The following is a 23,300-nucleotide window of genomic DNA, read 5'->3' as shown; positions in this document are numbered from 1 at the left end:
CACATGGCTACTAATTATGGTACAGGTCGCCGTAAGACCGCAACTGCACGTGTTTTCTTATCAGCTGGTACAGGTAAACTCGTAATTAACAACCGTACACTTGAGCAATATTTCGGTCGTGAAACTGCTCGTATGGTTGTGCGTCAGCCTTTAGAGCTTTTAGAAGTTACTGAAAAATTTGACCTTTACATCACTGTTAAAGGTGGTGGTATTGGTGGTCAAGCAGGCGCTATCCGTCACGGTATTACTCGTGCATTGATCGCTGCTGACGAAACTTTAAAACCTGCTCTTCGTCAAGCTGGTTTCGTTACTCGTGATGCTCGTGAAGTTGAACGTAAGAAACTTGGTTTACGTAAAGCTCGTAAACGTCCTCAATTCTCTAAACGTTAATCGTTTTACGAATTGGACAAAAAACCTCGGAATCTTCCGAGGTTTTTTTATGGCCTGCTTTTCGTCATTTCTTTTTAGAGCAATCCATCATCGCATCACCAGTACCATCGGCAGAAGCAAACTCCGTGATCGTACAACCATTTTCTTGATAGCTTCGCGTAGTTTTCGAAAATTGATGATCTTTCGGGATTGGTGCATCGCATGGCTGGTCGGTTTTTTCATTCACCATCTGGATTGGTCCATCGTTATAAATCGTCACTTTACAACCTTTAACCACATACTGTTTTTTGATCCCACCATATTGTTGCCCACTATCATCATCAGCCGCATCAGCAACCACAGCATCAGCAGCGGCTCCACGCTCTACTGATAAGACATCGCCCTGCTCAGATCCTGTTGGTGAGCTCACACAACCACCCAGTAATAATGCAGCACAAAGTACAGCAACATCGTATTGTTTCATTACCTTTCTCTCTCTTTGAACTTGTTGAATCATAAATCTATTCCGTAACAAGCATATTATTCAGCTTTAAGTGATTTCCAACGTTAATTTTAGTATTCTAAACAGTCAATCATAATTTTTTGGACTTATGTCTCTAGAAAATCCCCCAACCCCAGTCCAAGGCATTACGCTTTATAGCCATGCAGATGATTTCCGTTCCCACTGGATTCGTTTTTTACTCGCTGAAAAACAAATCAAATACCAACTGATTATTACGGATCATGAAGATGAGGATTTAGCTGATCTCAATCCCTATAATCAACTTCCCATGTTGATTGAGCAAAACCTAAAGCTATTTTCAGCCAATGTCATTGCTGAATATTTAGATGATCGCTATCGTCAAAATAAACTCTATGCCGACGCCCCGATGGCGCGCGCAGAACAACGGCAATATATCTGGCGCTTTGAACAAGATTGGTTCAAATTGGCTGATCACATGTTGAGACACACAGATACGCTGGACCCAAAACAAAAACTGAAAGCACAGAAAGAACTGAGAGATACCTTGATTTCACTCACCCCTCTGTTTCAACATTTCCCTTATTTTATGTCGGAAACATTTTCAATTTTAGATTGTATGCTCGCTCCAATCTTCCTCCGTCTGAAAAGTATGGGCGTTGAACTCCCTGCACAGCACTGTCGGCCTATATTCTTGTATTGTCATCGTATCTTTAGCCGACCATCGTTCATTAAATCAATGACAGCTCAAGAAAAAAACAGCTACAATGAATTGATTTCTACGATTTAATAAGTTTTTCAATTATGTCTGAGCAAATAACTTTTACGCCTACACGCCCATATCTTGCTCGTGCCATTTATGAATGGATTTGCGATAACCAGCTCACCCCTTATTTATTGGTGGATGCAACACAACCGCATACCGATGTTCCACTACAATTTGTGAAAGATGGTCAAATTGTTTTAAATCTTGCGCCTCATGCCATTCATCAGCTGCACATGAGTAATGATGCCATTACCTTCTCTGCACGCTTTGGTGGTGTTGCAAAAGAAATTTATGTGCCGATTCGTGCGGTATTAGGTATTTATGCCAGAGAAAATGGTCAAGGCCTGTTTTTCGATCCTTCTGAATATGCAGAGACCGAAGAGACAGCTGTAACGCCAGTTGAAGAAACAAAGCAAGAAACTGAAACAACGAAAAAGAAACCTTCACTCAGAATTTTAGATTAAGCGAGGATAGGCACGATGGCATTTGACTTAGTTCAATATTTTGCTGAACAAATTAAAATTCAAAAACCACAACTTTTTGGTCAATATTCTCCTAAAGAAAAACAAGCGTATATTGATGAAGTAAACGTATTGGCCCTTGGACAATTGATTAGTTTATGGAAGCAGAATCCACAAAAACTCTATCAAGAAGTCCAAACAGCTGATCCACTGTATATTCAAGAAGTCGCTCGCCATCTCACCACTTCAGCCCATAATCAGTCGACACTTAAAAGCACTGAATTGGAAAATAGCCTTTCAGATGTGCTCGCTCTGCAACTGACTGAGCTCAAGCAACTTGACCAAACCGGTAGTTTTGGTCAAACCGGACTGACCGAACTGTTATTGGGCCAAATCGAACACTTATCTGGGCAAGCTGAAGACTGGGTCTGGTCGACCAATCAACTCACTGAATTACTCGGTTCAAAACCCGTTATTCAGCAAGAAGTGTCACTCGAAGCGACCATGCAAGAGTTCAACCAAATGGTTCATCAAGCACAGCCTATTGCACACGATCATGAACCTGTTGCTGAGGTGGAAACGCCAGAAATTCCAACTTGGGCCTATATCGTTTCCCCTATCGTGGCATTGGTCATTCTGATCTTTTTGTATTGTTCTTATTGCCAATTGATTTCAGTTTAAGCTTAGTATTCAAATGATAAAGAAAGTATGATTACTTTCTTTATCATAGGCTTATTATTCAATTAACTTTATTTAAAATATTAATTCACCTATATTAATAAAAAATATTTTACATTTATTTACAATCAAAGCTCTCACTTAAACCCCAATATTAATGTGAATAAAATCACACTAAAAATAAATTCCAATCCTTAATTAGTATTTTTATTTGTTTGTTTGACAAAAATTGTCAATTATTAGCAAATCAGTCAATTCAATTATTTTAAAGTATGATTGATTTAATAAAAGAGTTTCCTATAATGAGATTAACTACTTTTGAAAACCAATCAAAAACAGAAGTGGCGAATATAAATTCATAAACAAAGATGTATTAGTAGAGATAAAATCATGGCTAAAATTTCATTAGAAAGCTTAACAAATATTGATGGGTTCGTTGCAGCAGCATTAGTCGATACAGAAAGTGGTTTGGCGCTAGCAACTCAAGGTGGGGGTTCAATTGACTTAGAACTGGCAGCTGCGGGTAATACCGAAGTTATTCGAGCAAAACGCCGTGTAGCTAACTCACTGAAACTGAACGATGATATCGAAGACATTCTAATCACTCTGGGCAAGGCATACCACTTAATCCGTCCATTAGAAAGCAATGGCAACTTATTCCTTTATCTCGTATTAGACCGTAGTAAATCTAACCTTGCGATGGCTCGCCACGAATTAAAAACATTTGAAAAAGAATTAGACTTTGCTTAATTCTAAGTTTCAAAATACTTAATATATTAGACTTCTTGTATATTTAATATTTTCATTATAAGAAAATATAAATATGCAAGCGGTCTATTATTAGTCTTTAGTATTAGACTAATTTTGTGCAGTCCAATATTTTATAAAATATTAAAGTGATACTATGAATGGACATTGCATTAATATCGCAATTTCAGGTATAAGTTTAAAAGTTTCAGATGAGTTAAAAATAGAACTTAGAAAAACAATACCTCATGAATTTGGCATTAATTGGATCAATATTGCCGATCCTAATATCGACTTATTATTAATAAATGAAAATTTTTTTGAAACCGAAGGTATTCAACGTATTTTAGAACAAAAACAACTTCCCTGCTTAAAAATTTCAAAAGGAGAAGGCTCACAACATATAGAAGAACACAATACACTTTACTTGCCTTTTCAGCATACTGATGCATTAAAAAACTGGATTCATCTTCGCCTTTTAAGCTATATCACCCATCAACAGGCGCAACAACCGAAGATAGAATCGACCTCGACACATAATGCCATCAATGAAAAGTATTTAACCGACATGTTAAATCCTGAAAATGCCCGTCTACATTTGTTTGATGATCACGGTACTTTGGCCATTATTGATACGCGGAGTCAAATTGCATGGCTAGAACCAACCCGCACCCATACGCAAACCAACCATAGTTTTAAATATGAATTTGCGACCACCTCAAACTTCACCAAAGTTTCTCGCAAAGTTGAATATAACCTGCAAGATTGGTTATGGAACCTGTTCTGGCATTCACTCGAGTTTCAGCGTTTAGCCCCAAATGAAAATGAATACTACAAAATTGAATATTGGCCTCAGCCAGCTCAAAGCACTGACCGTAAAACCACTTTATTGCTTTCTGCTTGCTTTATACAAGGAGCCCAACTCTATCAAGTAGCAACACAATTAAAACTTCCTATTCAAACGGTTCAACAATTTATCGCTGCCTGCATTATTTCTGACAATGGCGGCATTATCCCTGCTTCAGAAAGTCATTACTTACGAATCGAAACGACTGAACAAACAATTGAACAACAAGGTTTTTTAAATAAATTTTTCGGCAAGATCAGACGCCGCTTTGGGCTTTAAGGATTAATATGATTCTCCAACAATATAAAATTGTCTTTGCAGGAAGCATGGGCGCAGGGAAAACCGAAGCAATCAAATCGCTTTCAGAAATTCCTGTCCTCGCAACCGAAGCATTCAATACAGATAGTCAGGCCCATAACAAAATGCAAACTACGGTAGGTATAGATTATGGCGAGATTACTTTAGATGACGGTGTAAAAGTAGGTTTATACGGTACTCCTGGTCAATCACGCTTTGATTTCATTTGGCCGGTGATTTGCCAAGGTGCTTTGGGCGTTATTTTATTGGTTGACCACAACAGTAAAGTACCGATTGAAGAGCTTGAAGGCTATTTAGATACCTTCAAGGATTATACCAAGAACATTTCTATTGGCATCACCCACGTGGATGAAAACAAGGGGCAACCTACGACCATCTATCGCGAGTGGTTAATCCAAAATGACTATCAATATCCCTTATTTTTTATTGATGCCCGTAAACAAGAACATATTTTGCTGATGATTGAATCGCTCATTGCAGCATTAGAAGTCAATTTAAAAGCAACAAATTAATTACTTTATAAAGAGAAGAATTATGTTCAGTATTCCCAGTCAGCAACGTACAGCACCTAAAGAGCTGATTCAGTTTGCCAAAGCGCAGGCCAATGATATTTTAACCAATATCCGAGGCGTCGATTATATTATGCTCTGCTCTACCGATGGTTTTGAGCTTGCCTCCATTTACAAGAAGAATCCTTATAACAGCACCAAACTTGCGGCTGTCAGCAGTTCAATCTTGGCTATGGTAACGGCGTTTCTCAATGAAATCCAACTGACGGGATGCCAAAGTATTACCTTGGATGCTGAAAATGGTAAGGCTATTCTAACTTCAATCCCTGCCCCTCATCATCCCATGGTCATGGTGACTTTAAGTAATAAAGATGTCTTATTAGGACAGCTGCTCTATAGTTTGAAACAAACCAGCAGTGCAATCGTCGACGCTGACCAAGCTTAATTTTTCTCATCACAAAATCTGACAGGCATCGCCAGCTTGTCAGATTTTGTTCATTTATAGCCTCTATAATAAATAGATTACTTTTCAATTTTCTTTTTTGAATCATTACTTTTCCTATATTTCACTAAATAACTATCCCAATCTGTTAAAAAATCCCTATTTCAGCCAAAAATATGGAATAAAATATTGTTTTTAAAAACATCAGATGAGCGGTTAGAAATTTAAATGATTTAGCAATATTTTTTCATTATTATAATTTTCGAACAAATAACAATCATAAAATTTTCACAAATGAATAATTTCAACAATGAAATATGTATTTGTTCAAACATTATTAAGCACTATGGAGAGATAAAGATGAAGCTGAAGAGCTTAAAACTAGGCGCAGGGGTCGCGCTCTTAATCAGTGGTTTTTCTACCCAACAGACCTTGGCTGATTCCTACGTGTTTGTGACCAATACCACGCCACAAACCGTATCAATACAAGTCAATCAAACTGGGGCAAGCTTACAGCAAGGCAATGAATGGGCGCAGGAAGCGACTCAACTTGCACCCTACGAGACCAAAAGAGTATTACGTATCAACCGTTATACTGGGATCAAATCTGGTAAAACCTATAACTTTGATACCGTTCTCAGCAGTGGCAATTCGCAAGTCACTTTAAAACAAACCATGACGGGAACCTGGTCGGGTAGTAATATTAAACATGGGATTCAAACGGCGACCACAACATCACCATGGTATTCAGATCGTGATGTCCACCGTATTAGCACAACTTATGGCGGTTTATCTGCACAAGCAGCAGTAAAAGCTGAATACACGGGGGGCTATGATGATTTCCACTACACCATTCATCAAAACACGCTTCAAGAGCCTGTTTCAGCCAGTGCCGATGAGCTAAAAGTACTGACTTACAATATTTATGCCCTGCCGATGGTGGCGAGTAAAATCAGCGAACGCTTGGCTGAACTACCAAATCATTTAAACGGTTACGATGTGATTATGATGCAAGAAGCCTTTGCTTCATCGCGTACAGGCATGCTGAATCAACTGGCACAACAGTACCCATATCAAACGCATATTCCAGTCGGTTCTGGTTATAACTTGTTTGATAGTGGCTTGGTGATTGTGAGCCGTTATCCAATCGTCAAAACAGCACAATTGATTTATCCAGACTGTACAGGAACTGATTGTTTTGCGGATAAAGGCGTGTTGTACGCAGAAATCATTAAGAATGGTAAGGCGTATCATGTCACCTCTACGCATACCGCTTCTTTTGATACCGATGCAGCACGCGCATTGCGTCAGGTTCAGTTCAAACAAATTCGCCAATTGGTAAATCAACAAAATATCCCAAGTTTTGATGCTGTGCTCATGGGCGGTGATTTCAATGTCAATAAACTGTTATGGCCGCAAGATTATCAAGACATGTTAACCAATCTGAATGCGACCGCAGCACCAAGTACGGGTTATACTGAATCGACCTTTGACCCACGCGTGAATAAGTTGGCTGGAGCAGCAGGTTCAGGTGGTGCAACAGTCGAATATCTAGACTATGTGGTGGCATCAAATAACCACCGTCAACCGACTCAGTCTCGTAACGATGTGCGTATCTTACGTACCACAGCGGACCCACTGTATATGACATGGGATCTTTCAGATCACTTCCCTGTGATGGGGCAATTTAATTACGGGCCATAAACGGAATTCGGTATGAATAAAAGACTATTGCTAACAATGCTTATTGTTGTCGTGGTCTTGGTTGGGATTGTAGTTTGGAAGAGCACTGCCTCTTCCGCTGCAATTCAACAAACCAAATCCACCGCATCATCTCAAGATTCATCAACACAGGTGAGTAATGAAGGCATGCCAAACAAAACCAAGGATGAAGTTTTTCAAGAGTCACTTTTAAAACAATTAAAAACACTACAACAGCAACCCGGCAATATCACCGAGTTTCTCAATGATTTTAAAGCCAACTGCCCTGTATCCGACTGTAATACAGCTTTAGCAAAAGCTTTAGCCAATTATCCAGATCAAAACTTTGCACATTTGGTGGAAAATCTAATAAAACGTATGCCGCAATATGAACAGCGTATGCAAAACACGGTGTTATCAACGTCGTTATCGCCCAAAGAACGCTTTGATACTTTGTGGAAGCTCAGAGAACAAACCTTGGGGCAAGCCGAAGCGATGCTGGGTTTTGGGCAAGAGCGTGGTTATGCAGATTATCGGTTTGCCTACAATGATTTGGCGCAGAATCAGAAACTTAGTGCTGAAAAACGTTTAAAAGCATTTGAGCAGCTACAAAAACAGTACCCTGATGCAGCTCAACAAGAAAATAAAATGGGGCTTTATGAACAAGCACTCGGTTTAATCAATCAAGGACAACATAGCCCTGCTGAAACGCAACGCTTAAAGCAGATGTTACAACAACGCTATCTCACCGAACAGCAACGCCAAGATGTACAGCAGCGTGAACAACGTGAAGTTCAACAACAGCAACAAGTCAATCAATATCAGCAGGCTGTACAACAGCTACAACAAGAGATGGAGCCGTTAAAAACACAACTGCCAAATGAAGAATGGCAAAAGCAATATCAAAGTCGTTTAGAAAATTTACGTTTGAAAATGTTTCCTTAATTTAGCTTAAACCATCTATATGACAGCCATAGATGGTTAAGTGCTTGTCTTGAATATTTTTTATGCTATTTATAATAGATTAACCCATCGATTGTTATTCATGGAAATCTAAGGAATGCATTACCCACAATATCAACAAGATCTGAATACTGCACTTGAATCAGAAATACTGGGTGAACTGATCTTTTTAAATGCAGCCAAACATACACGCTCAATTGAGCAACAACAAAAATGGCAAACGCTGGCCAAACTGGAAACCCAAACCCTGCACAAGTTACAGCAGTTCTTAATCCAACAAGGTCAAACAGCGACGATTCGTTTGCATGTTAAGTTACAGGCCAAAGCATCAGGGGTTGCGATGGCTAAACTGCCTTGGAAACTGTCCATGCATTTACTGAAACAAGGTACGCAGCCGTTTATGGCAACGTTTGAGCGGATGCAGCAACACGCAGATGCCAACACACAAGACTTTCTCCAGTATTTGTTAGCGCATGAACAAGCCTTGGCCGAATTTGCAACACAAGAATTACTGGGGAATTCAGAGCATTCTTTAAATGCGGTGCTGCACTTATTAAAAAGCGAGGGCTAAGACCTCGCTTTTTGCTCTATTCTAATGTTGTCTTCAAGTCGTGCTGAGATTTAATAACAATTGACGTTTTTTCACTTGTTGCCCGACTTGACCAATCAACTCCTCGACAACACCATCGACATCGGATTTGATTTGTTGCTGAATCTTCATCGCCTCAAGCACCAATAAGGTTTGTCCTTTTGTTACTGAATCTCCAACATTGACCAGCAAATTCACAATCGCACCGTCCATTGGTGCACGAATTTTGCCATCACCCACCACCTCAGCCGCTTCTGGTACTGCATAGGTGGTATTTTCAATGAGCACATTGCCATTGCCTGTATCTAGATACAGCTGATTTTGATCAAAGACATAAGCGAGCTTGCGTCGAACACCTTCAAAGCTATAAACAATCTGCACATCACTGATGCTTACAATCTTGATCGTTGCTTGTTGGTCACATAGCTCAACTTTGACCTGCTGCTGATCATTTTGCACATGCAGCAGTATCTGCTGATCGGCATATTTCAGTTTCAGTGGAAACGGCATACCCACACCGGTTTGCCAAGCCACTTGTTTCTGATTTTGCTGGGTAAACAGTGCTGCTGCCACAGCTAAAGTCTCAAGCGGCAAAACTTGCTGGTGCAGGCTGATATCCTCTTGGAAGTGCTGTTGAATAAATGCGGTGTTGGTATCCCCAGCCACAATGATCGGATGACGCAATAAATTGACAAGGAACTGCTTATTACTATTCACACCAAGCAAGACACAATCATCCACCGCTTTGGCAAGCAGACGAATCGCATCCTGACGGGTCTTGCCATAGGCAATCACTTTCGCCACCATCGGATCATAGAATGGGCTGATTTCACCATGCTCCAGCATGCCATGATCAATACGGACATTGGGTAAGCTACCATCAGCACCCGCTGCTTGCCAACGCAGTACTTTACCTGTTTGTGGCAGGAAGTCTTGACGTGGATCTTCTGCATATAAACGGACTTCGATCGCATGTCCGTTTAAGCTCAACTCATGTTGTTGTAAAGGCAGGGTTTCGCCATTGGCAACACGCAATTGCCATTCCACCAAATCCAAGCCTGTGACCATTTCAGTGACTGGATGTTCGACTTGCAGACGCGTATTCATTTCCAAGAAATAGAATTCACCCGATTGATCAAGCAGAAACTCGACCGTGCCTGCCCCAACATAATCACACGCCTGTGCTGCCGCAACAGCAGCCTCACCCATTTTCTGACGTAGTTCAGGTGTCATTACTGGACAAGGTGCTTCTTCGACGACTTTTTGATGACGGCGTTGAATCGAACAATCCCTTTCAAATAAATACACATAATTGCCATGTGTATCTCCAAAGACCTGTATCTCGACATGCCTTGGGGCAATCACCGCTTTCTCTAAGATCAACTCACCCGAACCAAAAGCATTTTCTGCTTCCGAACGCGCTGTTTTTAATGCGTCCAATACATCAGCAGCATCTTGGACCAAACGCATGCCTCGCCCACCACCACCTGCCGAGGCTTTGACCATTAAAGGATAGCCAATCTTCTCAGCTTGTTCAGCCAGATAATCAAGGCCTTGCTGATCACCTTCATAACCAGGCACACAAGGTACACCTGCTTGAATCATGGCAATTTTAGAAAGACGTTTACTGCCCATCAACTCGATGGCAGCAGCGGTCGGCCCAATAAAAGTGATACCATGATCAAGACAAGCCTGAGCAAAGTCGGTATTTTCAGACAGAAAGCCATAACCTGGATGGACCGCATCCGCACCAGTCTTCTGACAGGCTGCAATAATATTGGCAATGGATAAATAGGATTCTGAAACTTTAGATGCACCGATATAAACCGCTTCATCCGCCAGCTGGACATGACGGGCATTGGCATCTGCATCTGAATACACCGCAACCGTTTGATAGCCCATTGCTTTAGCTGTTTGCATCACACGAACAGCAATTTCACCACGGTTTGCCACTAAGACTTTTGAAAAACTCATTGTTTCATCTCGATTATTAAATCCCTCTCAATCCGCCTATTAACGGAGGAAGTCCCTCTTGTTTAATAAAACGGATTTGGAGGAAATTTTAGTCAAACCAATTTGGATTACGTTTTTGAATAAAGGCCATGGTGCCTTCTTGTCCTTCTGCGCCGCCGACAGCCTGAGCAAACTGTTGTGCCGCATCATCCAAAAGCTGCCCTAAAGGCTCATTCAGTGTCCGATGTAATAAAGCTTTGGTGGTACGGGAAGCCAATGGTGCAGCACGTTTAATTTGCTGAATGATCTCTGTAAGCTGTTGTTCAAGCGCAACATCATCTTGTGCAACTTGGTGAACAACACCCAAATCCAAAGCCGTCTTGCCATCAAAACGTAAACCCAATAACGCCAAACGACGGGCTTGAGTCAGACCAATCCGCTTCACCACAAAAGGCGCAATCTGTGCAGGCAAAATACCTAAGCCTGTTTCAGGTAGGCCAAACTGTGCAGTATCACGGCTGATGGCAATATCTGAAACACAAGCCAGACCAAATCCGCCACCGAGTACTGCTCCTTCCAAAACCACCACAACGGTTTGCGGTGCTTGATCCACTTGTTCAATCATGGCACCAAAACGACGGTTAAAATCCACATAAGGCTCTAAGCTACCCGTATTGGCTGCTTCAACACGTAATGCAGCCATATCCTTGATATCGCCACCTGCACAGAAATGCCCGCCTTGACCACGTAAAACCACAGCGCGAATGGATACATCATCGGTAATCTGGCTAAACACCTGTTGAATGGCAGTGACCATCTTTAAACTCATGGCATTACGGCTTTCAGGACGATTCAGCCATAGCGTTAAAATACCGCCTTGCTGTTCGAGCTGAATGCTGTCATCTAACGCTAAGCCCGCAAGAGAAGTTGCAACTGTCATGCTTCTGCTCCTAGTTTTTCTGTTTCTTCGGCAGAATGTCGGTGAGCTTACAAATGATTCCGAGCATAATTTCATCTGCGCCACCGCCAATCGAACCTAAGCGACCATCACGGAACAGTTGCGATGCAGGGTTATCCCACATAAAACCATTACCACCCCAATATTGTAGACAGCTATCTGCCACTTCACGGCTTAATCGCCCTGCTTTCAACTTCGCCATTGAAGCCATTAACGTGACATCTTCACCCGCAATATGCTGTTCACAGGCTTGAAGGGTTAAGGCTTTTAATGCCGCAACTTCTGTCATCAGTTCAGCAAAACGGAAATGTACATATTGGTTATGAATTAAAGGCTGACCAAACGTGGTTCGTTCTCTGGTGTAATCAATGGTTTGCTGAATGACTTTCTCCATGCCCCCCACCGCATTGATACAGGCCCACATACGCTCCTCTTGGAACTGCATCATTTGCATCATAAAGCCCATGCCTTCCACCCCAACTAAGTTACGTTGTGGTACACGCACATTGTCGAAGTAGACCTGTGCCGTGGTGGTGGAGCGCATCCCCAATTTATTTAAAGGTTCTGAAAAGCTAATCCCTGCCGTTTTTGCAGGAACAATAATCATGGATTTATTCACATGTGGTTTGTCATCAGAGGTATTGGCTAATAGACAGAAGAAATCAGCTTGCAGGGAGTTAGTGATCCACATCTTGCTGCCATTAATCACATAATCATCACCATCTTTTTTTGCTGTGGTTTTGATGGCTGCCACATCAGAACCAGCATGCACTTCCGAGACTGCAATCGACGCGACATATTCACCACGAATGGCAGGATTTAAAAACTCATCGCGTAGTTCCTTACTGCCAAAACGAGCCAGTGCAGGCGTTGCCATATCAGTTTGCACACCAATCGCCAGTGGCACACCACCACAAGCAGCTCGACCTAACTCTTCTGCCACCACAAGGTTGTATGAATAATCGAGTCCTAAACCGCCATTTTCTTCAGGCTTACAAATCCCCAATAAACCCAAGTCTCCCATTTTCTTAAATACGTCATGAATCGGAAAACGGCCCGCTTCTTCCCATTCTGGGATAAATGGGTTTAATTCATTTTCAACAAACTGGCGTGTGGTACGGCGTAAAGCATCATGTTCTGCGGTAAATTTCATTGTTTTTGTTCCTTAAAAATTGTTTTCCCCCTAACCCTCTCCCTCTGGGAGAAGGCTAGGATGAGGGTGTTAAAAATTAAAATCTCGACACACCAAAACGTGTTGGATTTAACTCACGTTGTTGTGCTTCATAAATAGTTTGTAATAAAAATATCAATACTTTACGGGTATCTCTCGGATCGATGATGCCATCGTCATGTAGCATTGCGGTATTGAATAAAGCCGTCGACTGCTGTTCCAATTTCATCGCTGTACTTTGTTCCAAGAAATCCAGCATCTGCGGATTCGGTTCCATTCCCGAGGCTTTTTGCTTGCCCTCAGCCACGATACGTAAGACTTTGCCAGCTTGTGCCGCGCCCATCACCGCGACATGTGAGTTTGGCCATGCAAAGATAAATTGCGGGGACAAACTACGCCCACACATCGCATAGTTACCTGCCCCATAAGAGCCTGCCACCACAATCGAAATCTTGGGTACTGTCGCATTGGCAACCGCTTGGATCAGTTTAGAACCATGTTTAATAATCCCGTTCTGCTCAGCATCGGTTCCGACCATAAAACCTGTAGTGTTATGCAGGAATAAAAGCGGTCGTTGGGTCTGCTCACACAGATGAATAAACTGTGCTGCTTTGGCTGCCCCTTGTGGGGTAATCGGCCCATTATTGGTAATAATGCCAATGTGTAGTCCACCCACTTTGGCCCAACCGCAAACAGTTAAAGCATCATATTCCTGCTTAAATTCGAGAAAATCCGAATTATCAATAATCCGTGCAATGATCTCTTTCATATCAAAAGGTTGCTTTGGATCTTGTGGAACAATGCCTAACAGCTCTTCAACAGCATAACGTGGTTCTTTATAATTCCGATTGGATTGTGCAGTTTGCTCTTTCCAGTTCAGATGTTCGAAAATCTCACGTGCTAAGCGAATCCCATCGGCATCATTTTCAGCTAAATATTCTGCGACACCTGAAACTTGGGTATGCATTTCTGCACCGCCCAGTTCTTCCGCAGTTGCCACTTCCCCTGTTGCTGCCAATAACAGCGGTGGACCTGCCAACAACATTTCCGTTTGCTTGCGCACCGCGATCACATAGTCAGACAAACCCGGCTGATAAGCTCCACCCGCAGTTGCGTTGCCATGCACTACAGCGACCTGTGGAATCCCCGCCGCAGATAAGCGTGCCTGATTGGCAAAAGTCATACCGCCATAGGTAAATACTTCCGCAGCATAGTTCAAGTTTGCCCCACCACTTTCAGTCAAAGTGACCATCGGCAACTTTTGTTCTAATGCGATCTTTTGCAGGCGTAGGGTCTTATGCACCCCCATCGGTGACATGGTGCCACCTTTGATCGCGCTGTTACTGGCAGAAACCAGCGCACGTACACCACTGACAAAGCCGATGCCTGCAATCACACCACCGCCTGCTTCGGAACCATCTTTATCGTCATGCATGTTGTAGCCAACTAAGCCACACAACTCAACAAAAGGTGAATCTGCATCTAACAGTAAGCGAATACGCTCATGCGGTAAGATTTTGCCTTTCTTATCAAACTTGGGTTTTGCCGCATAAGATTTATCGATGCTTTTTTGCTGCACGGCACGAACTTCAGCCAGCTGTGCCAATAAAGCCTCTCGATTTTGCTGGTATTGTTCACTACCCACCGTAATTTCAGATTGGAGAATACTCATGTTTATTCTCCATCTGTTTTGAAGATGTCAGGGATAAAAGCACGATGGAAACCATTAAAGGCGTCATTATTGGTCGCATCTGCCAATGGATACATACGTGTACCTTGTGAAGCAGCCCCATCAATGCGCAGGGTGACACCAGATACAAAAGCAGCAGCATCTGAAAGTAAATAGCAAATCGCTGAAGAGATTTCTGACTCTGTGCCCATTCGTTTTAATGGAACATTACTCGCTAAACTTGGAATTATCACTTTGGCAAAATCACCACTATAGTTGTCCATGCCCGAAGAAATAATCCAACCTGGTGCAACCGCATTGACACGTACCCCAGATTTCCCCCATTCCACTGAAGCCGTTTTGGTTAGGTTATCAACACCTGAACGTGCTGCGCCTGAATGGCCCATGCCCGGCATACCACCCCACATATCTGCGGTCATATTAACGATACTGCCGCCATGCTTTGCCATCCACTGGTTATAGGCTTCACGCATCAGGTAAAAGGTTGAATGTAGGTTATTACGAACCACGGCATCAAAACCATTGGCAGAAATATTCTCTAATGCAGAAGGAAATTGTCCCCCCGCGTTATTGACTAAACCGTCAAGCTTGCCAAATTTTTCCAGCACTTCTGCAATCATGCTTTTAACTTGTTCTTCATCACGGTTATCACAGACGATGAAATGGACTTTGCCTCCATCTTCCAGAATTTCTTGGCTGACTTTTTCTAGTTTTTCAACTTTTCGGCCTGTGATGACCACTTGTGCGCCTAAAGAAGCCAACTCATGTGCAGTACAACGGCCAATACCCGAACCACCACCTGTGACGATCACCACTTTGTCAGCAAATGCATCTGTCCTGAAAATTGATTGATAAGCCATGTTTATTATTTCCTTCAATTAATCTTTCTTTTGTTTGATCAAATCTAAAAAACTATCCAATACTATTGCCATTCGCATCATAAAATTCACCTTCATCCCCCTGAACTTTTGCAGAGAGCTGCTGAGCGATAAGCCACATTTTTTTTAAGATTTCATGATCAGGATTTTTTACATGAATTGCTCCATTACACCAATCAAACCAAGCCTTATTGCCATTTTGATCGTGTTTACTATAAACATTCCAAACAGCCAACCCATCACTTTCTACACGTAAAATTTGTTCATTACCCACGGCCACTTCTGCAAAATTATCTAAGCTCATTTCTGAATCCTGTTGAACAAATGTTTTCCATTCATCCAAAGAGATTTCCTCACCATTTTCGTCAAAGTAAAATGGCTTACGAGTAATATGAATGTCATAACCCATAAAAAAACTCTCTAAAATTAAAGTAACTTCGCTGGCACTTTCACCGGCATATCCAATAATTGCTGTGCAAAGGCTTTACCTTGTGGGTCAATTCGTAAGCTGGCAATACCCCCACCGCCCAATGCATTTTCCAACATGAAATTCAGTGCATGCATGGCAGGCAGTTCATAACGAATCACTTTTGATTTTTCAGGATCTAAAACATGCTGCATATACGCTGCAACATTCGCTTCTGTCAGTGCAGCACGGATCCACGGTAAATATTCAGCTTTACGCGCAATCACCCCGATATTGCTGTGATTGCCCTTATCGCCACTGCGTGCATGTGCAACTTCAACTAGAGGAACTTCAATCTCATCACCTTGATATACGGCTACGTCACCAACGAGATGCTGCATATAATCCTGTGAAGCTTGTCCAACGGGGATTTGAACGGGATAACGCTGTCCTGCAAAGTCGACTTCTACCTTTAATTGATCTTTATCAATCAAGAAAGAAAATAGCTTCACCACTGCCGAGGCTTTAGGTCGACCGCCGACGATTCCCGCCAATGCAGGTGCCATCCCTGTAGAAGCTTGGGCAATTTCAGAAGCAAAGAACATACAAGCTTCTTTAAACAAGTGCTTAACCGCGATTTTGACCACTACTTCACGGCTATCTTTCACTTTCGCATGTGCACCATAAGTGCTTTCAATCCCGAGAATCTCAACCGACTTTTCACTAAAAGGAGGAACTGAACGTAGTGCTAACACCCGTTCACATTTGTTGATAATGGCATCGGCGATCACTTGGGCTTTTTCTGGCGCTTCACGACCTGCAATCAAGAAACTAACCAAAACACGATAACCATCGGCATAGGTAGCACTCACTTTATATTGCTGAGTTGGCGCACGCCCTGTTGCACCTTTCACTTTGACCCGATGCTCTCCTACCTGTTCTAAATGGACTTGGCTAAAATCAGCACTCACATCAGGTAAAAGATAGGCTTGTGGATTGCCGATCTCATAGACAATCTGCTCTGCTACGGTTGCAGTTGAAACGAGGCCACCTGTCCCTTTCGGCTTGGTCACAATAAATGAAGCATCAGCACTAACTTCCACGATCGGAAAGCCCATGTTGTCAAAGCCTTGAACGAGACGCCAATCAGTAAAGTTTCCACCTGTACACTGTGCACCGCATTCAATCACATGTCCTGCCAATGAACCTTGTGCCAGCTTGTCATAATCATCCAGTGACCATTTGTACTCATGTAATAATGGAGCAAGCACAACCGCTGAATCGACCACACGGCCAGTAATCACAATATCAGCACCTAAGTCCAAGGCATCGCGAATCGCAACAGCACCGAGGTAGGCATTACTACTGGCAACATGTGCAGGCAAGGCATCGCCATTAAACATTTCCTGAACATTTTGGGTGAGTAATTCAGCATGCTTCGGCAGTACATCATCACCCAATACCACTGCAACTTTTAAATTTAAGCCCTTTTCATCAATGATTTTCTGTAGGGCATCACGGCAAGCCAGTGGGTTTACCCCACCTGCATTGCTAATCACTTTTGTTTTTTTCTCAGCAATTTTATTGATCAGGGGGGACATCACTCGACTGACAAAATCCAGTGCATAACCATGATTTGGATCCATCATCATCGCCTTCGCCATAATCGACATGGTGATTTCTGACAGATAATCAAAGACCAAATAATCAATATCACTCAGATGCACCAACTGAAATGCAGCAGTGTTGGTATCGCCCCAGAAGCCTGATGCACACCCAATTTTAACTACCCTCTGGTCATCCTGTCTGACAGTTGTCATGCGCTTTCTCATTGTTATTGCTAAAAACGCCTTAACATTACCAAGCAAGTGCTTGGTTTGTAAAGTGCATAATGCTATGCTGTATTGGCAAAAATAGACAAACTCAAGCAAATGCTTGTTATAAAAAGATAAGACAATGCATCAAATGAATTTTGTTACAATACACTTTAGATTAAACGGGATAGACGGATAGGCATGATCGCAACCTCAATTGAGCAAATACCCAAAATTGTTTGTTTTGATGACAGTCCACGTGGACGTTTACTGCAAGGTGCTGCCTATCTGTTTTATAAGCAAGGTTATGACAAAACGACGGTTCGTCAACTCGGTGAATTTATTGGCATTCAATCGGGCAGCCTGTTTCATCATTTTAAAAGTAAAGATGAAATTCTGGCGACTGTGATGGAACAAACCATTATCTATAACTTCGCCCGTTTAAAAGAAGCTGCTGAACGCTCAACTGACCCCGAACAACAGTTACGTCATTTAATTAAGTCTGAATTGCTGTCGATTGCAGGTGATACAGGCGCTGCGATGGCGGTATTGGTACACGAATGGTTTGCCCTTTCTAAAGAAAAACAAGATTACCTGCTGAAAATGCGTAATGAATATGAGCAAGTCTGGCTGGATGTGATTGAAAAACTACGTGCTCAAGGCAAAGTCAAACACGATGCGTTTATCTGGCGTCGTTTGCTTGGTGGCTCAATTTCTTGGACCGTGACGTGGTATAGACCAGAAGGTAAAGTCAAAATTGATGAGTTGACTGAAATGGTTTGGGAAATGGCGGTGAAATGAGTGCTATCTATTTGCGTAAGCCTCAACTCAGCGATTTAGCTGAAATCAAACTTGCCTACCCAAATAGTATTCAACTCCATCAACCTTGGACTTATCCACCAACAGACTTTCAACAATATCTCGCACAAGAACATCGTTATTTTGTCTGCTTGAAAGAAAATCATGCCATTGTTGGCACCTTTAATATCTCCAATATCGTTCGAGGTTACTTTCATTCTGCTTACTTGGGTTATGAAGCCTTTTCTCCTTATGCCGGACATGGCTATATGCGACAAGGACTGCAACTGGTTTTACAAGAAGCATTTCAAACTCTCAATCTGCATCGACTAGAAGCCAATATCCAACCAGACAATCTGTCCTCTATTCGCCTTGTCACACATGCAGGTTTTATAAAAGAAGGCTTCTCCCGCCAGTACCTGCGCGTTGGTGGAAAAGAATGGAAAGATCATGAACGTTGGGCAATTTTAAATGCCGATTGGACCGATAAAAAATATCAGGCATTCTAAAAAATTGAGTCCAATTTAAGCACGACACAGCTTATCGCTCACGCCTATTTATCTATGTTCGTTGTATAAGAAAGCTGCTATTGTTCTTAAACATCAAATGATTATAAGAATTCGTAAAAATGAATCCAGTACAACATGCCAATATTTCGGTGAAACGTCGTGGGGGCGAGCTTGAAGATTATATTGATATTCATGCTCTAATCGACAGTACCAAAATGTTGTGTACCGACAATCGCCATCGTATCTTGCATACCTTTTGGGGTGTTCAGGAAGTCATTATTCCGATCTTTGGACATCACTTCGAAAATAGTGCAGGTAAAAGCATTGAGGTGAAAGACCTGTGTGAAAAAGATCACCTATTGGTTGATTTCCATCACCGCTTTATTCCAACTTTAGGTGATTTTGTTGCAGCGATGCAGGATATCCCTACAGATGGGTTAGCAAAACGCCTAGAGAAATTCCACGCTGATGTGATTGACGACCCAAAAGTATCAGCAACACTACTCTCTCCCTTATCGGTGACAGGACAATTAAAGTCGTTACTGATCACCCACAATAGTTGGTTTATCAATACCATTCTTCCGATGATGGGGAAAGGTAAAGCCAGATTGATCGATTTTGATATTCGTCCCGATTTCTTTTTCAACCCGATGCGTTTTGAACTCTGGATGGACAATGGCATGGCTGTGCCGCCTAGTGCAGCTAAGCTGCAAGAATTAAAAACTAAAATTGCTTAACTTAAGGGGAAATAAAAATGAGCAATATCCAATACGTGATTCGTCAAAATGACTTTGCCTATAATGACGAATGGCATCTCACCAACTGCGTTTCAACTGGGGCAATCAAACAGATTTATACAGATAAAGTTGAAGCAGAAAAGGCCTATAAAACCTTAATTGTTGAGGGCTTATATTATGATGAACTCTGTAACTATGACATCGGTAATGGTGAAGTAGATGATGAAATCTACGAAAAACTTGAAGCTTTGGTATTAGAAAAAACGGGTAAAAAGTTTGATATCGAAGGTGGTGAAATTCCAAAACTGAATGAAGACGATGCTTTCGAATTTGCCCAAATTTCAGGTATCGTCTGGTATCAACTCTTAGAAATCGATGCGACACAACCTTGCTATGTACTTTGGATCAATTCAGAAGAAGACTATTTCTCTGGCTATGAGACTGGCAGCATTATCTCTAGTCAAGATGAGAATTTTAGTGATGTATCTTGGGAATCCAATATTTATGCGATGGACTATGAGTTCGAAGCCTTGATGAACAAACCACTTTCAGAGTTAAGTGATAGTCCATTATTATTGAAACAGTTTATCGAGCAAACTGCGGATATTCGTTACGATGCTGAAAAAGATAGTATTGAAGGTATTGCACTCGACAACATAAAATTTATTGATATCAAAGCACTGAACTCATTTCTGAAACAACCTATCTTTGAAATCCGTCAGATTTCTTTAGAACAGTTGGCTGAACTAGAATAAATTTTAAACCGGAAAAAGTGCGGTGTTTTCACCGCACTTTGAATGATATTTGAAACAGTTTTAATAGCCCAACTGTTTACTAATTAAATCCTTCATAATTTCTTCTGCGCCACCGCCAATCATATTCACCTTCACTTCACGATAGATCCGCTCGGACTTAGTACCACGCATAAAGCCCATGCCCCCGAGTGTCTGCACTGCAGCATCGGCACAGAATTGCATGGTTTGAGTGGCAACATTCTTCAGCATACAAATCTGGGCAATCAGTTCACTGCCCTGCAATTCAGGTTTGCCTAAACGATAAGCGGTATCTTCGAGTAAAGTACGGGTTGCCGTTAGTCGCGTGGCCATATCCACTAACTTATGACGCATCACCTGATGATCGACCAAACGCTTACCAAAGGTTTGGCGTTGCTGTGCCCAATCCAATGCCTCTTCATAACACGTCAAGGCAAAACCATAACTACTGGCAGCAAGGAAAAAACGCTCCATATTGAAGTTATTCATAATCACCAGAAAGCCCATATTTTCAGGACCCAATAAATGGCTGGCAGGTACTTTAACATTGTCAAAATGCAGGTGTGCCGTATCGGATGCCCACCATCCCATCTTATCCAGTTTGGTTTTACTGATCCCTGCACTATGCGCATCTATGAGAAGCATTGAAATACCATTTGCCCCTTTGGCATTTGGATCAGTACGCACTGCCACTGAATAATAATCTGCTCGCATCCCTGAAGTGATAAAGGTCTTTTCACCACTCACCAGAAAATAATCACCGTCTCGCACAGCCTTGGTTTTAAGCGAAGCCACATCTGATCCACCACCTGGTTCAGTAATCGCCAATGCCGAGATTTTTTCACCTGACAAAATCTGAGGCAGTATCTGAGCTTTAACCTCTTCATTGGCAAAATGCTGGATTGGTGGTGCACCAATGGTATGTGACAGTAACGAAGCAGCTAAGCCACCCGAAGCACATTTTGCGAGCTCAATCGAAGATAACAATGTATAAAATGCATCTGTTCCCGCAATCCCACCATATTGCTCTTCAAAACCTAATCCCAACAAACCAATCTCTGCGGCTTTCTTATACAGCTCTCGCGGAAAGGTTTCACTTTCATCCCATTCATTGATAAAAGGCGAAATTTCTTTTTCAACAAAACGTCGAATGCTCTTGGCAAATGCAAGATGCTGCTCGTTGTAGTACAAAGGATTAAGGTGCATATTCTGCTTCCTAGCAATTATTGATCATTGTTTATTGAATGAACACTAAAGTAGCAAAATCAGAAAAACCAAGCAAGCGCTTGGCAAAATCAAAGCTTAAAAAAACATGCCAAAAGCACGTTCGAATTATAAAACTATAATTTTAATCGGCCACGAAACCCACGGGTCGCATAATAGGATTGAGCACCATTGTGATAGGTAAAGACGCGGCCATAACGACTATCACAAAAAATTGCACCGCCCAATTTACGTACATCTTCTGGCGTTTTTACCCAACTTGAGGTTTTGAGATCAAAATGCTCAACTGACTGTAACTGCCTATATTGCTCTTCTGTGAGCATTTCAATTCCTATGGCTTCGGCCACATCGACCGCATTGTTCTCAGGCTTATGTTCTTTACGTGCATCTAAAGCAGCGCGATCATAACAAAGACTCCTACGCCCTTTTGGTGTTTCTACGGCACAATCATAAAAGATCATTTCTGATGACTTTACATCCAATACAATGATGTCTGGCTCTCCCCCCGTCTCTTCCATTTGATTCAGTACCCATAGCTTTTCAGGAAATTGTTTTAATTGCTCCTCGATATCCACCCAATTCAAACCCTGATGCCGATGCATATTGGCTTCAAAACGCTTTTTTAATATCTCAAACAACACGATCGTCTGTTCCGCATTCAATTGCTTTTTCTTAGTCATTTTTCTTCTCTGAATTTGAGTGTTAAACCGAACGGCCATCAAAAAGGTTGATTTTGATGCTTTCCAAATCTAAATTTTCGATACATCTGATATTAATGGCATACATCTGATTCCCTTGCGGATCAATGCCTGTTGCATAAGGATGAATACCACAGATCTTACAAAAATGATGGTCGATCACATGCTTATTAAATTGGTAACGAGTTAAAACATCTTCTTGAATTGAGATATCAACTTTATCTGTCGGTAAGAACCACAATAAAGAACCTTTTCTTTGGCAGATCGAGCAGTTACACGACATTGCTTCAGTCAAATCACCTTGTGCAACAAAAGTGATTTTTCCACAATGACAACTTCCTTTATATTCCATCTTATTTTCCTTTTTTATTATGCTCTCCTCTATTAGACAAAGCTGTTTAAGTGATGTCCACTTAATTTAGTTATTTCTTTCATGATAAGAAAATGTAAGTTGATATCGCCATTGATATTCCAATCGAGCCAAAGCACCAACAAAGATAGCCTCGCCAGCAATATGGAGCACAGCAAAGAAAGTCATTTGTTGCCAAAATCTCCAAAGTATAAACAGACAAACCAAGACCCAGATGCTATTTGCAATCACCAAGATGTTGATGAGGAACATTGAGCGTTTTTTATAATTGGCGAGTGTAAATGAATAACTTGCATATAAGAGATTCACGCAACCCACAAAAACAATAATCCCTTTGGGTAAATGATAAAGTTGACTTAACCATTGTGCAGCAAACAATACGATCAGCCCAGCAAATGCAGCTGCAGTACAATCTACCCATAAAATATTTTTCTGAATATTCATAACTTC

At 41.7% G+C, this 23,300-nt stretch carries 27 protein-coding genes; 15 read left to right on the top strand and 12 right to left on the bottom strand.

What is annotated here, in order from left to right; genetic code table 11:
• The first annotated feature begins 3 nt into the window (after nt 1-3).
• Complete coding sequence (rpsI, locus tag NDN13_RS17250; RefSeq protein ID WP_004640839.1) at nt 4-390, top strand: 30S ribosomal protein S9; 387 nt, start codon at nt 4-6, stop codon at nt 388-390.
• Nucleotides 391-454: 64 nt separating this feature from the next.
• Here the strand turns inward: rpsI and NDN13_RS17245 are convergent, their stop codons facing one another.
• The gene (locus NDN13_RS17245) at nt 455-853 is read right to left on the bottom strand and encodes a hypothetical protein (RefSeq protein ID WP_251118260.1); all 399 of its coding nucleotides are present in this window, start codon (nt 851-853) and stop codon (nt 455-457) included.
• Between the two features lie 127 nt (nt 854-980).
• On the opposite strand from NDN13_RS17245, the gene NDN13_RS17240 reads away from it, so the two are divergent.
• The 10 genes from NDN13_RS17240 (at nt 981) to NDN13_RS17195 (ending at nt 8,853) form a co-directional block, all read left to right on the top strand.
• On the top strand, nt 981-1,640 hold the full coding sequence (locus NDN13_RS17240) for a glutathione S-transferase N-terminal domain-containing protein (protein ID WP_251116327.1): 660 nt from the start codon (nt 981-983) through the stop codon (nt 1,638-1,640).
• A gap of 14 nt (nt 1,641-1,654) precedes the next feature.
• Nucleotides 1,655-2,080, top strand: coding sequence for a ClpXP protease specificity-enhancing factor (locus NDN13_RS17235; protein ID WP_251116326.1), 426 nt, complete (start codon nt 1,655-1,657; stop codon nt 2,078-2,080).
• A gap of 15 nt (nt 2,081-2,095) precedes the next feature.
• A complete protein-coding gene (locus tag NDN13_RS17230; protein WP_251116325.1) occupies nt 2,096-2,758 on the top strand; it encodes a hypothetical protein in 663 nt (220 codons plus the stop codon).
• 387 nt (nt 2,759-3,145) lie between these two features.
• Nucleotides 3,146-3,505: a roadblock/LC7 domain-containing protein gene (locus NDN13_RS17225; protein WP_004802620.1), complete on the top strand. Its 360-nt coding sequence runs from the start codon at nt 3,146-3,148 to the stop codon at nt 3,503-3,505.
• Between the two features lie 154 nt (nt 3,506-3,659).
• Nucleotides 3,660-4,628, top strand: coding sequence for a hypothetical protein (locus NDN13_RS17220; protein ID WP_251116324.1), 969 nt, complete (start codon nt 3,660-3,662; stop codon nt 4,626-4,628).
• A gap of 8 nt (nt 4,629-4,636) precedes the next feature.
• The gene (locus NDN13_RS17215) at nt 4,637-5,179 is read left to right on the top strand and encodes a GTP-binding protein (protein ID WP_016540735.1); all 543 of its coding nucleotides are present in this window, start codon (nt 4,637-4,639) and stop codon (nt 5,177-5,179) included.
• Between the two features lie 22 nt (nt 5,180-5,201).
• The gene (locus NDN13_RS17210) at nt 5,202-5,621 is read left to right on the top strand and encodes a roadblock/LC7 domain-containing protein (protein ID WP_004652554.1); all 420 of its coding nucleotides are present in this window, start codon (nt 5,202-5,204) and stop codon (nt 5,619-5,621) included.
• Nucleotides 5,622-5,978: 357 nt separating this feature from the next.
• Entirely contained in the window at nt 5,979-7,322 is a 1,344-nt protein-coding gene (locus tag NDN13_RS17205) for a sphingomyelin phosphodiesterase (RefSeq protein ID WP_033134708.1), read from the top strand.
• Nucleotides 7,323-7,334: 12 nt separating this feature from the next.
• On the top strand, nt 7,335-8,264 hold the full coding sequence (locus NDN13_RS17200) for a lipase secretion chaperone (RefSeq protein ID WP_251116323.1): 930 nt from the start codon (nt 7,335-7,337) through the stop codon (nt 8,262-8,264).
• A 115-nt stretch (nt 8,265-8,379) separates the two neighbouring features.
• Nucleotides 8,380-8,853 (top strand): hypothetical protein, encoded by a 474-nt coding sequence (locus tag NDN13_RS17195; RefSeq protein ID WP_251116322.1) that lies wholly within the window; start codon nt 8,380-8,382, stop codon nt 8,851-8,853.
• Nucleotides 8,854-8,886: 33 nt separating this feature from the next.
• On the opposite strand, the gene NDN13_RS17190 is transcribed toward NDN13_RS17195, so the two are convergent.
• The 7 genes from NDN13_RS17190 to NDN13_RS17160 form a co-directional block, all read right to left on the bottom strand.
• Nucleotides 8,887-10,845 carry an acetyl-CoA carboxylase biotin carboxylase subunit gene (locus tag NDN13_RS17190; RefSeq protein ID WP_251116321.1) on the bottom strand — a complete coding sequence of 653 codons (1,959 nt, stop codon included), beginning with the start codon at nt 10,843-10,845 and terminating at the stop codon, nt 8,887-8,889.
• A gap of 88 nt (nt 10,846-10,933) precedes the next feature.
• Nucleotides 10,934-11,764, bottom strand: a complete 831-nt coding sequence (locus tag NDN13_RS17185) for an enoyl-CoA hydratase/isomerase family protein (RefSeq protein WP_251116320.1) — start codon at nt 11,762-11,764, stop codon at nt 10,934-10,936.
• A 10-nt stretch (nt 11,765-11,774) separates the two neighbouring features.
• A complete protein-coding gene (locus NDN13_RS17180) occupies nt 11,775-12,935 on the bottom strand; it encodes an acyl-CoA dehydrogenase family protein (protein WP_004802605.1) in 1,161 nt (386 codons plus the stop codon).
• Nucleotides 12,936-13,011: 76 nt separating this feature from the next.
• Nucleotides 13,012-14,625 (bottom strand): acyl-CoA carboxylase subunit beta, encoded by a 1,614-nt coding sequence (locus tag NDN13_RS17175; protein ID WP_251116319.1) that lies wholly within the window; start codon nt 14,623-14,625, stop codon nt 13,012-13,014.
• A gap of 2 nt (nt 14,626-14,627) precedes the next feature.
• Nucleotides 14,628-15,503 carry an SDR family oxidoreductase gene (locus NDN13_RS17170; protein ID WP_251116318.1) on the bottom strand — a complete coding sequence of 292 codons (876 nt, stop codon included), beginning with the start codon at nt 15,501-15,503 and terminating at the stop codon, nt 14,628-14,630.
• A gap of 52 nt (nt 15,504-15,555) precedes the next feature.
• A complete protein-coding gene (locus tag NDN13_RS17165; RefSeq protein ID WP_251116317.1) occupies nt 15,556-15,930 on the bottom strand; it encodes a hypothetical protein in 375 nt (124 codons plus the stop codon).
• A gap of 17 nt (nt 15,931-15,947) precedes the next feature.
• The gene (locus tag NDN13_RS17160) at nt 15,948-17,747 is read right to left on the bottom strand and encodes an acyclic terpene utilization AtuA family protein (protein WP_251116316.1); all 1,800 of its coding nucleotides are present in this window, start codon (nt 17,745-17,747) and stop codon (nt 15,948-15,950) included.
• A gap of 195 nt (nt 17,748-17,942) precedes the next feature.
• On the opposite strand from NDN13_RS17160, the gene NDN13_RS17155 reads away from it, so the two are divergent.
• The 4 genes from NDN13_RS17155 to NDN13_RS17140 all read left to right on the top strand — a co-directional run bounded on the left by NDN13_RS17155 (nt 17,943) and on the right by NDN13_RS17140 (nt 20,540).
• Entirely contained in the window at nt 17,943-18,542 is a 600-nt protein-coding gene (locus NDN13_RS17155) for a TetR/AcrR family transcriptional regulator (RefSeq protein ID WP_171550286.1), read from the top strand.
• The gene (locus NDN13_RS17150; protein WP_251116315.1) at nt 18,539-19,048 is read left to right on the top strand and encodes a GNAT family N-acetyltransferase; all 510 of its coding nucleotides are present in this window, start codon (nt 18,539-18,541) and stop codon (nt 19,046-19,048) included. Before NDN13_RS17155 ends, NDN13_RS17150 begins: the two co-directional genes overlap by 4 nt.
• Nucleotides 19,049-19,167: 119 nt before the next feature.
• Nucleotides 19,168-19,785, top strand: coding sequence for a DUF6915 family protein (locus NDN13_RS17145; protein ID WP_251116314.1), 618 nt, complete (start codon nt 19,168-19,170; stop codon nt 19,783-19,785).
• A 17-nt stretch (nt 19,786-19,802) separates the two neighbouring features.
• Nucleotides 19,803-20,540 carry a hypothetical protein gene (locus NDN13_RS17140; protein ID WP_251116313.1) on the top strand — a complete coding sequence of 246 codons (738 nt, stop codon included), beginning with the start codon at nt 19,803-19,805 and terminating at the stop codon, nt 20,538-20,540.
• 60 nt (nt 20,541-20,600) lie between these two features.
• On the opposite strand, the gene NDN13_RS17135 is transcribed toward NDN13_RS17140, so the two are convergent.
• From NDN13_RS17135 to NDN13_RS17120, 4 genes are all read right to left on the bottom strand, one after another.
• Nucleotides 20,601-21,764 carry an acyl-CoA dehydrogenase family protein gene (locus NDN13_RS17135; protein WP_251116312.1) on the bottom strand — a complete coding sequence of 388 codons (1,164 nt, stop codon included), beginning with the start codon at nt 21,762-21,764 and terminating at the stop codon, nt 20,601-20,603.
• Between the two features lie 134 nt (nt 21,765-21,898).
• Nucleotides 21,899-22,462 carry a DUF4256 domain-containing protein gene (locus tag NDN13_RS17130; protein ID WP_251116311.1) on the bottom strand — a complete coding sequence of 188 codons (564 nt, stop codon included), beginning with the start codon at nt 22,460-22,462 and terminating at the stop codon, nt 21,899-21,901.
• 22 nt (nt 22,463-22,484) lie between these two features.
• The gene (locus NDN13_RS17125) at nt 22,485-22,832 is read right to left on the bottom strand and encodes a GFA family protein (RefSeq protein WP_251116310.1); all 348 of its coding nucleotides are present in this window, start codon (nt 22,830-22,832) and stop codon (nt 22,485-22,487) included.
• Nucleotides 22,833-22,898: 66 nt separating this feature from the next.
• On the bottom strand, nt 22,899-23,294 hold the full coding sequence (locus NDN13_RS17120; RefSeq protein ID WP_251116309.1) for a hypothetical protein: 396 nt from the start codon (nt 23,292-23,294) through the stop codon (nt 22,899-22,901).
• Nucleotides 23,295-23,300: the final 6 nt, after the last annotated feature.

The organism is Acinetobacter sp. C32I, from assembly GCF_023702715.1.
Taxonomy (GTDB): Bacteria; Pseudomonadota; Gammaproteobacteria; order Pseudomonadales; family Moraxellaceae; genus Acinetobacter.
Note: the sequence above shows the minus strand (reverse complement) of the source record. Positions and strands in the feature narration are given on the sequence as shown.

Excerpts from the sequence above, each read along its gene's own strand:
- rpsI (WP_004640839.1), top strand. The coding sequence starts at position 4 with ATGGCTACTAATTATGGTACAGGTCGCCGTAAGACCGCAACTGCACGT.
- NDN13_RS17245 (WP_251118260.1), bottom strand. The coding sequence starts at position 853 with ATGAAACAATACGATGTTGCTGTACTTTGTGCTGCATTATTACTGGGT.
- NDN13_RS17240 (WP_251116327.1), top strand. The coding sequence starts at position 981 with ATGTCTCTAGAAAATCCCCCAACCCCAGTCCAAGGCATTACGCTTTAT.
- NDN13_RS17235 (WP_251116326.1), top strand. The coding sequence starts at position 1,655 with ATGTCTGAGCAAATAACTTTTACGCCTACACGCCCATATCTTGCTCGT.
- NDN13_RS17230 (WP_251116325.1), top strand. The coding sequence starts at position 2,096 with ATGGCATTTGACTTAGTTCAATATTTTGCTGAACAAATTAAAATTCAA.
- NDN13_RS17225 (WP_004802620.1), top strand. The coding sequence starts at position 3,146 with ATGGCTAAAATTTCATTAGAAAGCTTAACAAATATTGATGGGTTCGTT.
- NDN13_RS17220 (WP_251116324.1), top strand. The coding sequence starts at position 3,660 with ATGAATGGACATTGCATTAATATCGCAATTTCAGGTATAAGTTTAAAA.
- NDN13_RS17215 (WP_016540735.1), top strand. The coding sequence starts at position 4,637 with ATGATTCTCCAACAATATAAAATTGTCTTTGCAGGAAGCATGGGCGCA.
- NDN13_RS17210 (WP_004652554.1), top strand. The coding sequence starts at position 5,202 with ATGTTCAGTATTCCCAGTCAGCAACGTACAGCACCTAAAGAGCTGATT.
- NDN13_RS17205 (WP_033134708.1), top strand. The coding sequence starts at position 5,979 with ATGAAGCTGAAGAGCTTAAAACTAGGCGCAGGGGTCGCGCTCTTAATC.
- NDN13_RS17200 (WP_251116323.1), top strand. The coding sequence starts at position 7,335 with ATGAATAAAAGACTATTGCTAACAATGCTTATTGTTGTCGTGGTCTTG.
- NDN13_RS17195 (WP_251116322.1), top strand. The coding sequence starts at position 8,380 with ATGCATTACCCACAATATCAACAAGATCTGAATACTGCACTTGAATCA.
- NDN13_RS17190 (WP_251116321.1), bottom strand. The coding sequence starts at position 10,845 with ATGAGTTTTTCAAAAGTCTTAGTGGCAAACCGTGGTGAAATTGCTGTT.
- NDN13_RS17185 (WP_251116320.1), bottom strand. The coding sequence starts at position 11,764 with ATGACAGTTGCAACTTCTCTTGCGGGCTTAGCGTTAGATGACAGCATT.
- NDN13_RS17180 (WP_004802605.1), bottom strand. The coding sequence starts at position 12,935 with ATGAAATTTACCGCAGAACATGATGCTTTACGCCGTACCACACGCCAG.
- NDN13_RS17175 (WP_251116319.1), bottom strand. The coding sequence starts at position 14,625 with ATGAGTATTCTCCAATCTGAAATTACGGTGGGTAGTGAACAATACCAG.
- NDN13_RS17170 (WP_251116318.1), bottom strand. The coding sequence starts at position 15,503 with ATGGCTTATCAATCAATTTTCAGGACAGATGCATTTGCTGACAAAGTG.
- NDN13_RS17165 (WP_251116317.1), bottom strand. The coding sequence starts at position 15,930 with ATGGGTTATGACATTCATATTACTCGTAAGCCATTTTACTTTGACGAA.
- NDN13_RS17160 (WP_251116316.1), bottom strand. The coding sequence starts at position 17,747 with ATGACAACTGTCAGACAGGATGACCAGAGGGTAGTTAAAATTGGGTGT.
- NDN13_RS17155 (WP_171550286.1), top strand. The coding sequence starts at position 17,943 with ATGATCGCAACCTCAATTGAGCAAATACCCAAAATTGTTTGTTTTGAT.
- NDN13_RS17150 (WP_251116315.1), top strand. The coding sequence starts at position 18,539 with ATGAGTGCTATCTATTTGCGTAAGCCTCAACTCAGCGATTTAGCTGAA.
- NDN13_RS17145 (WP_251116314.1), top strand. The coding sequence starts at position 19,168 with ATGAATCCAGTACAACATGCCAATATTTCGGTGAAACGTCGTGGGGGC.
- NDN13_RS17140 (WP_251116313.1), top strand. The coding sequence starts at position 19,803 with ATGAGCAATATCCAATACGTGATTCGTCAAAATGACTTTGCCTATAAT.
- NDN13_RS17135 (WP_251116312.1), bottom strand. The coding sequence starts at position 21,764 with ATGCACCTTAATCCTTTGTACTACAACGAGCAGCATCTTGCATTTGCC.
- NDN13_RS17130 (WP_251116311.1), bottom strand. The coding sequence starts at position 22,462 with ATGACTAAGAAAAAGCAATTGAATGCGGAACAGACGATCGTGTTGTTT.
- NDN13_RS17125 (WP_251116310.1), bottom strand. The coding sequence starts at position 22,832 with ATGGAATATAAAGGAAGTTGTCATTGTGGAAAAATCACTTTTGTTGCA.
- NDN13_RS17120 (WP_251116309.1), bottom strand. The coding sequence starts at position 23,294 with ATGAATATTCAGAAAAATATTTTATGGGTAGATTGTACTGCAGCTGCA.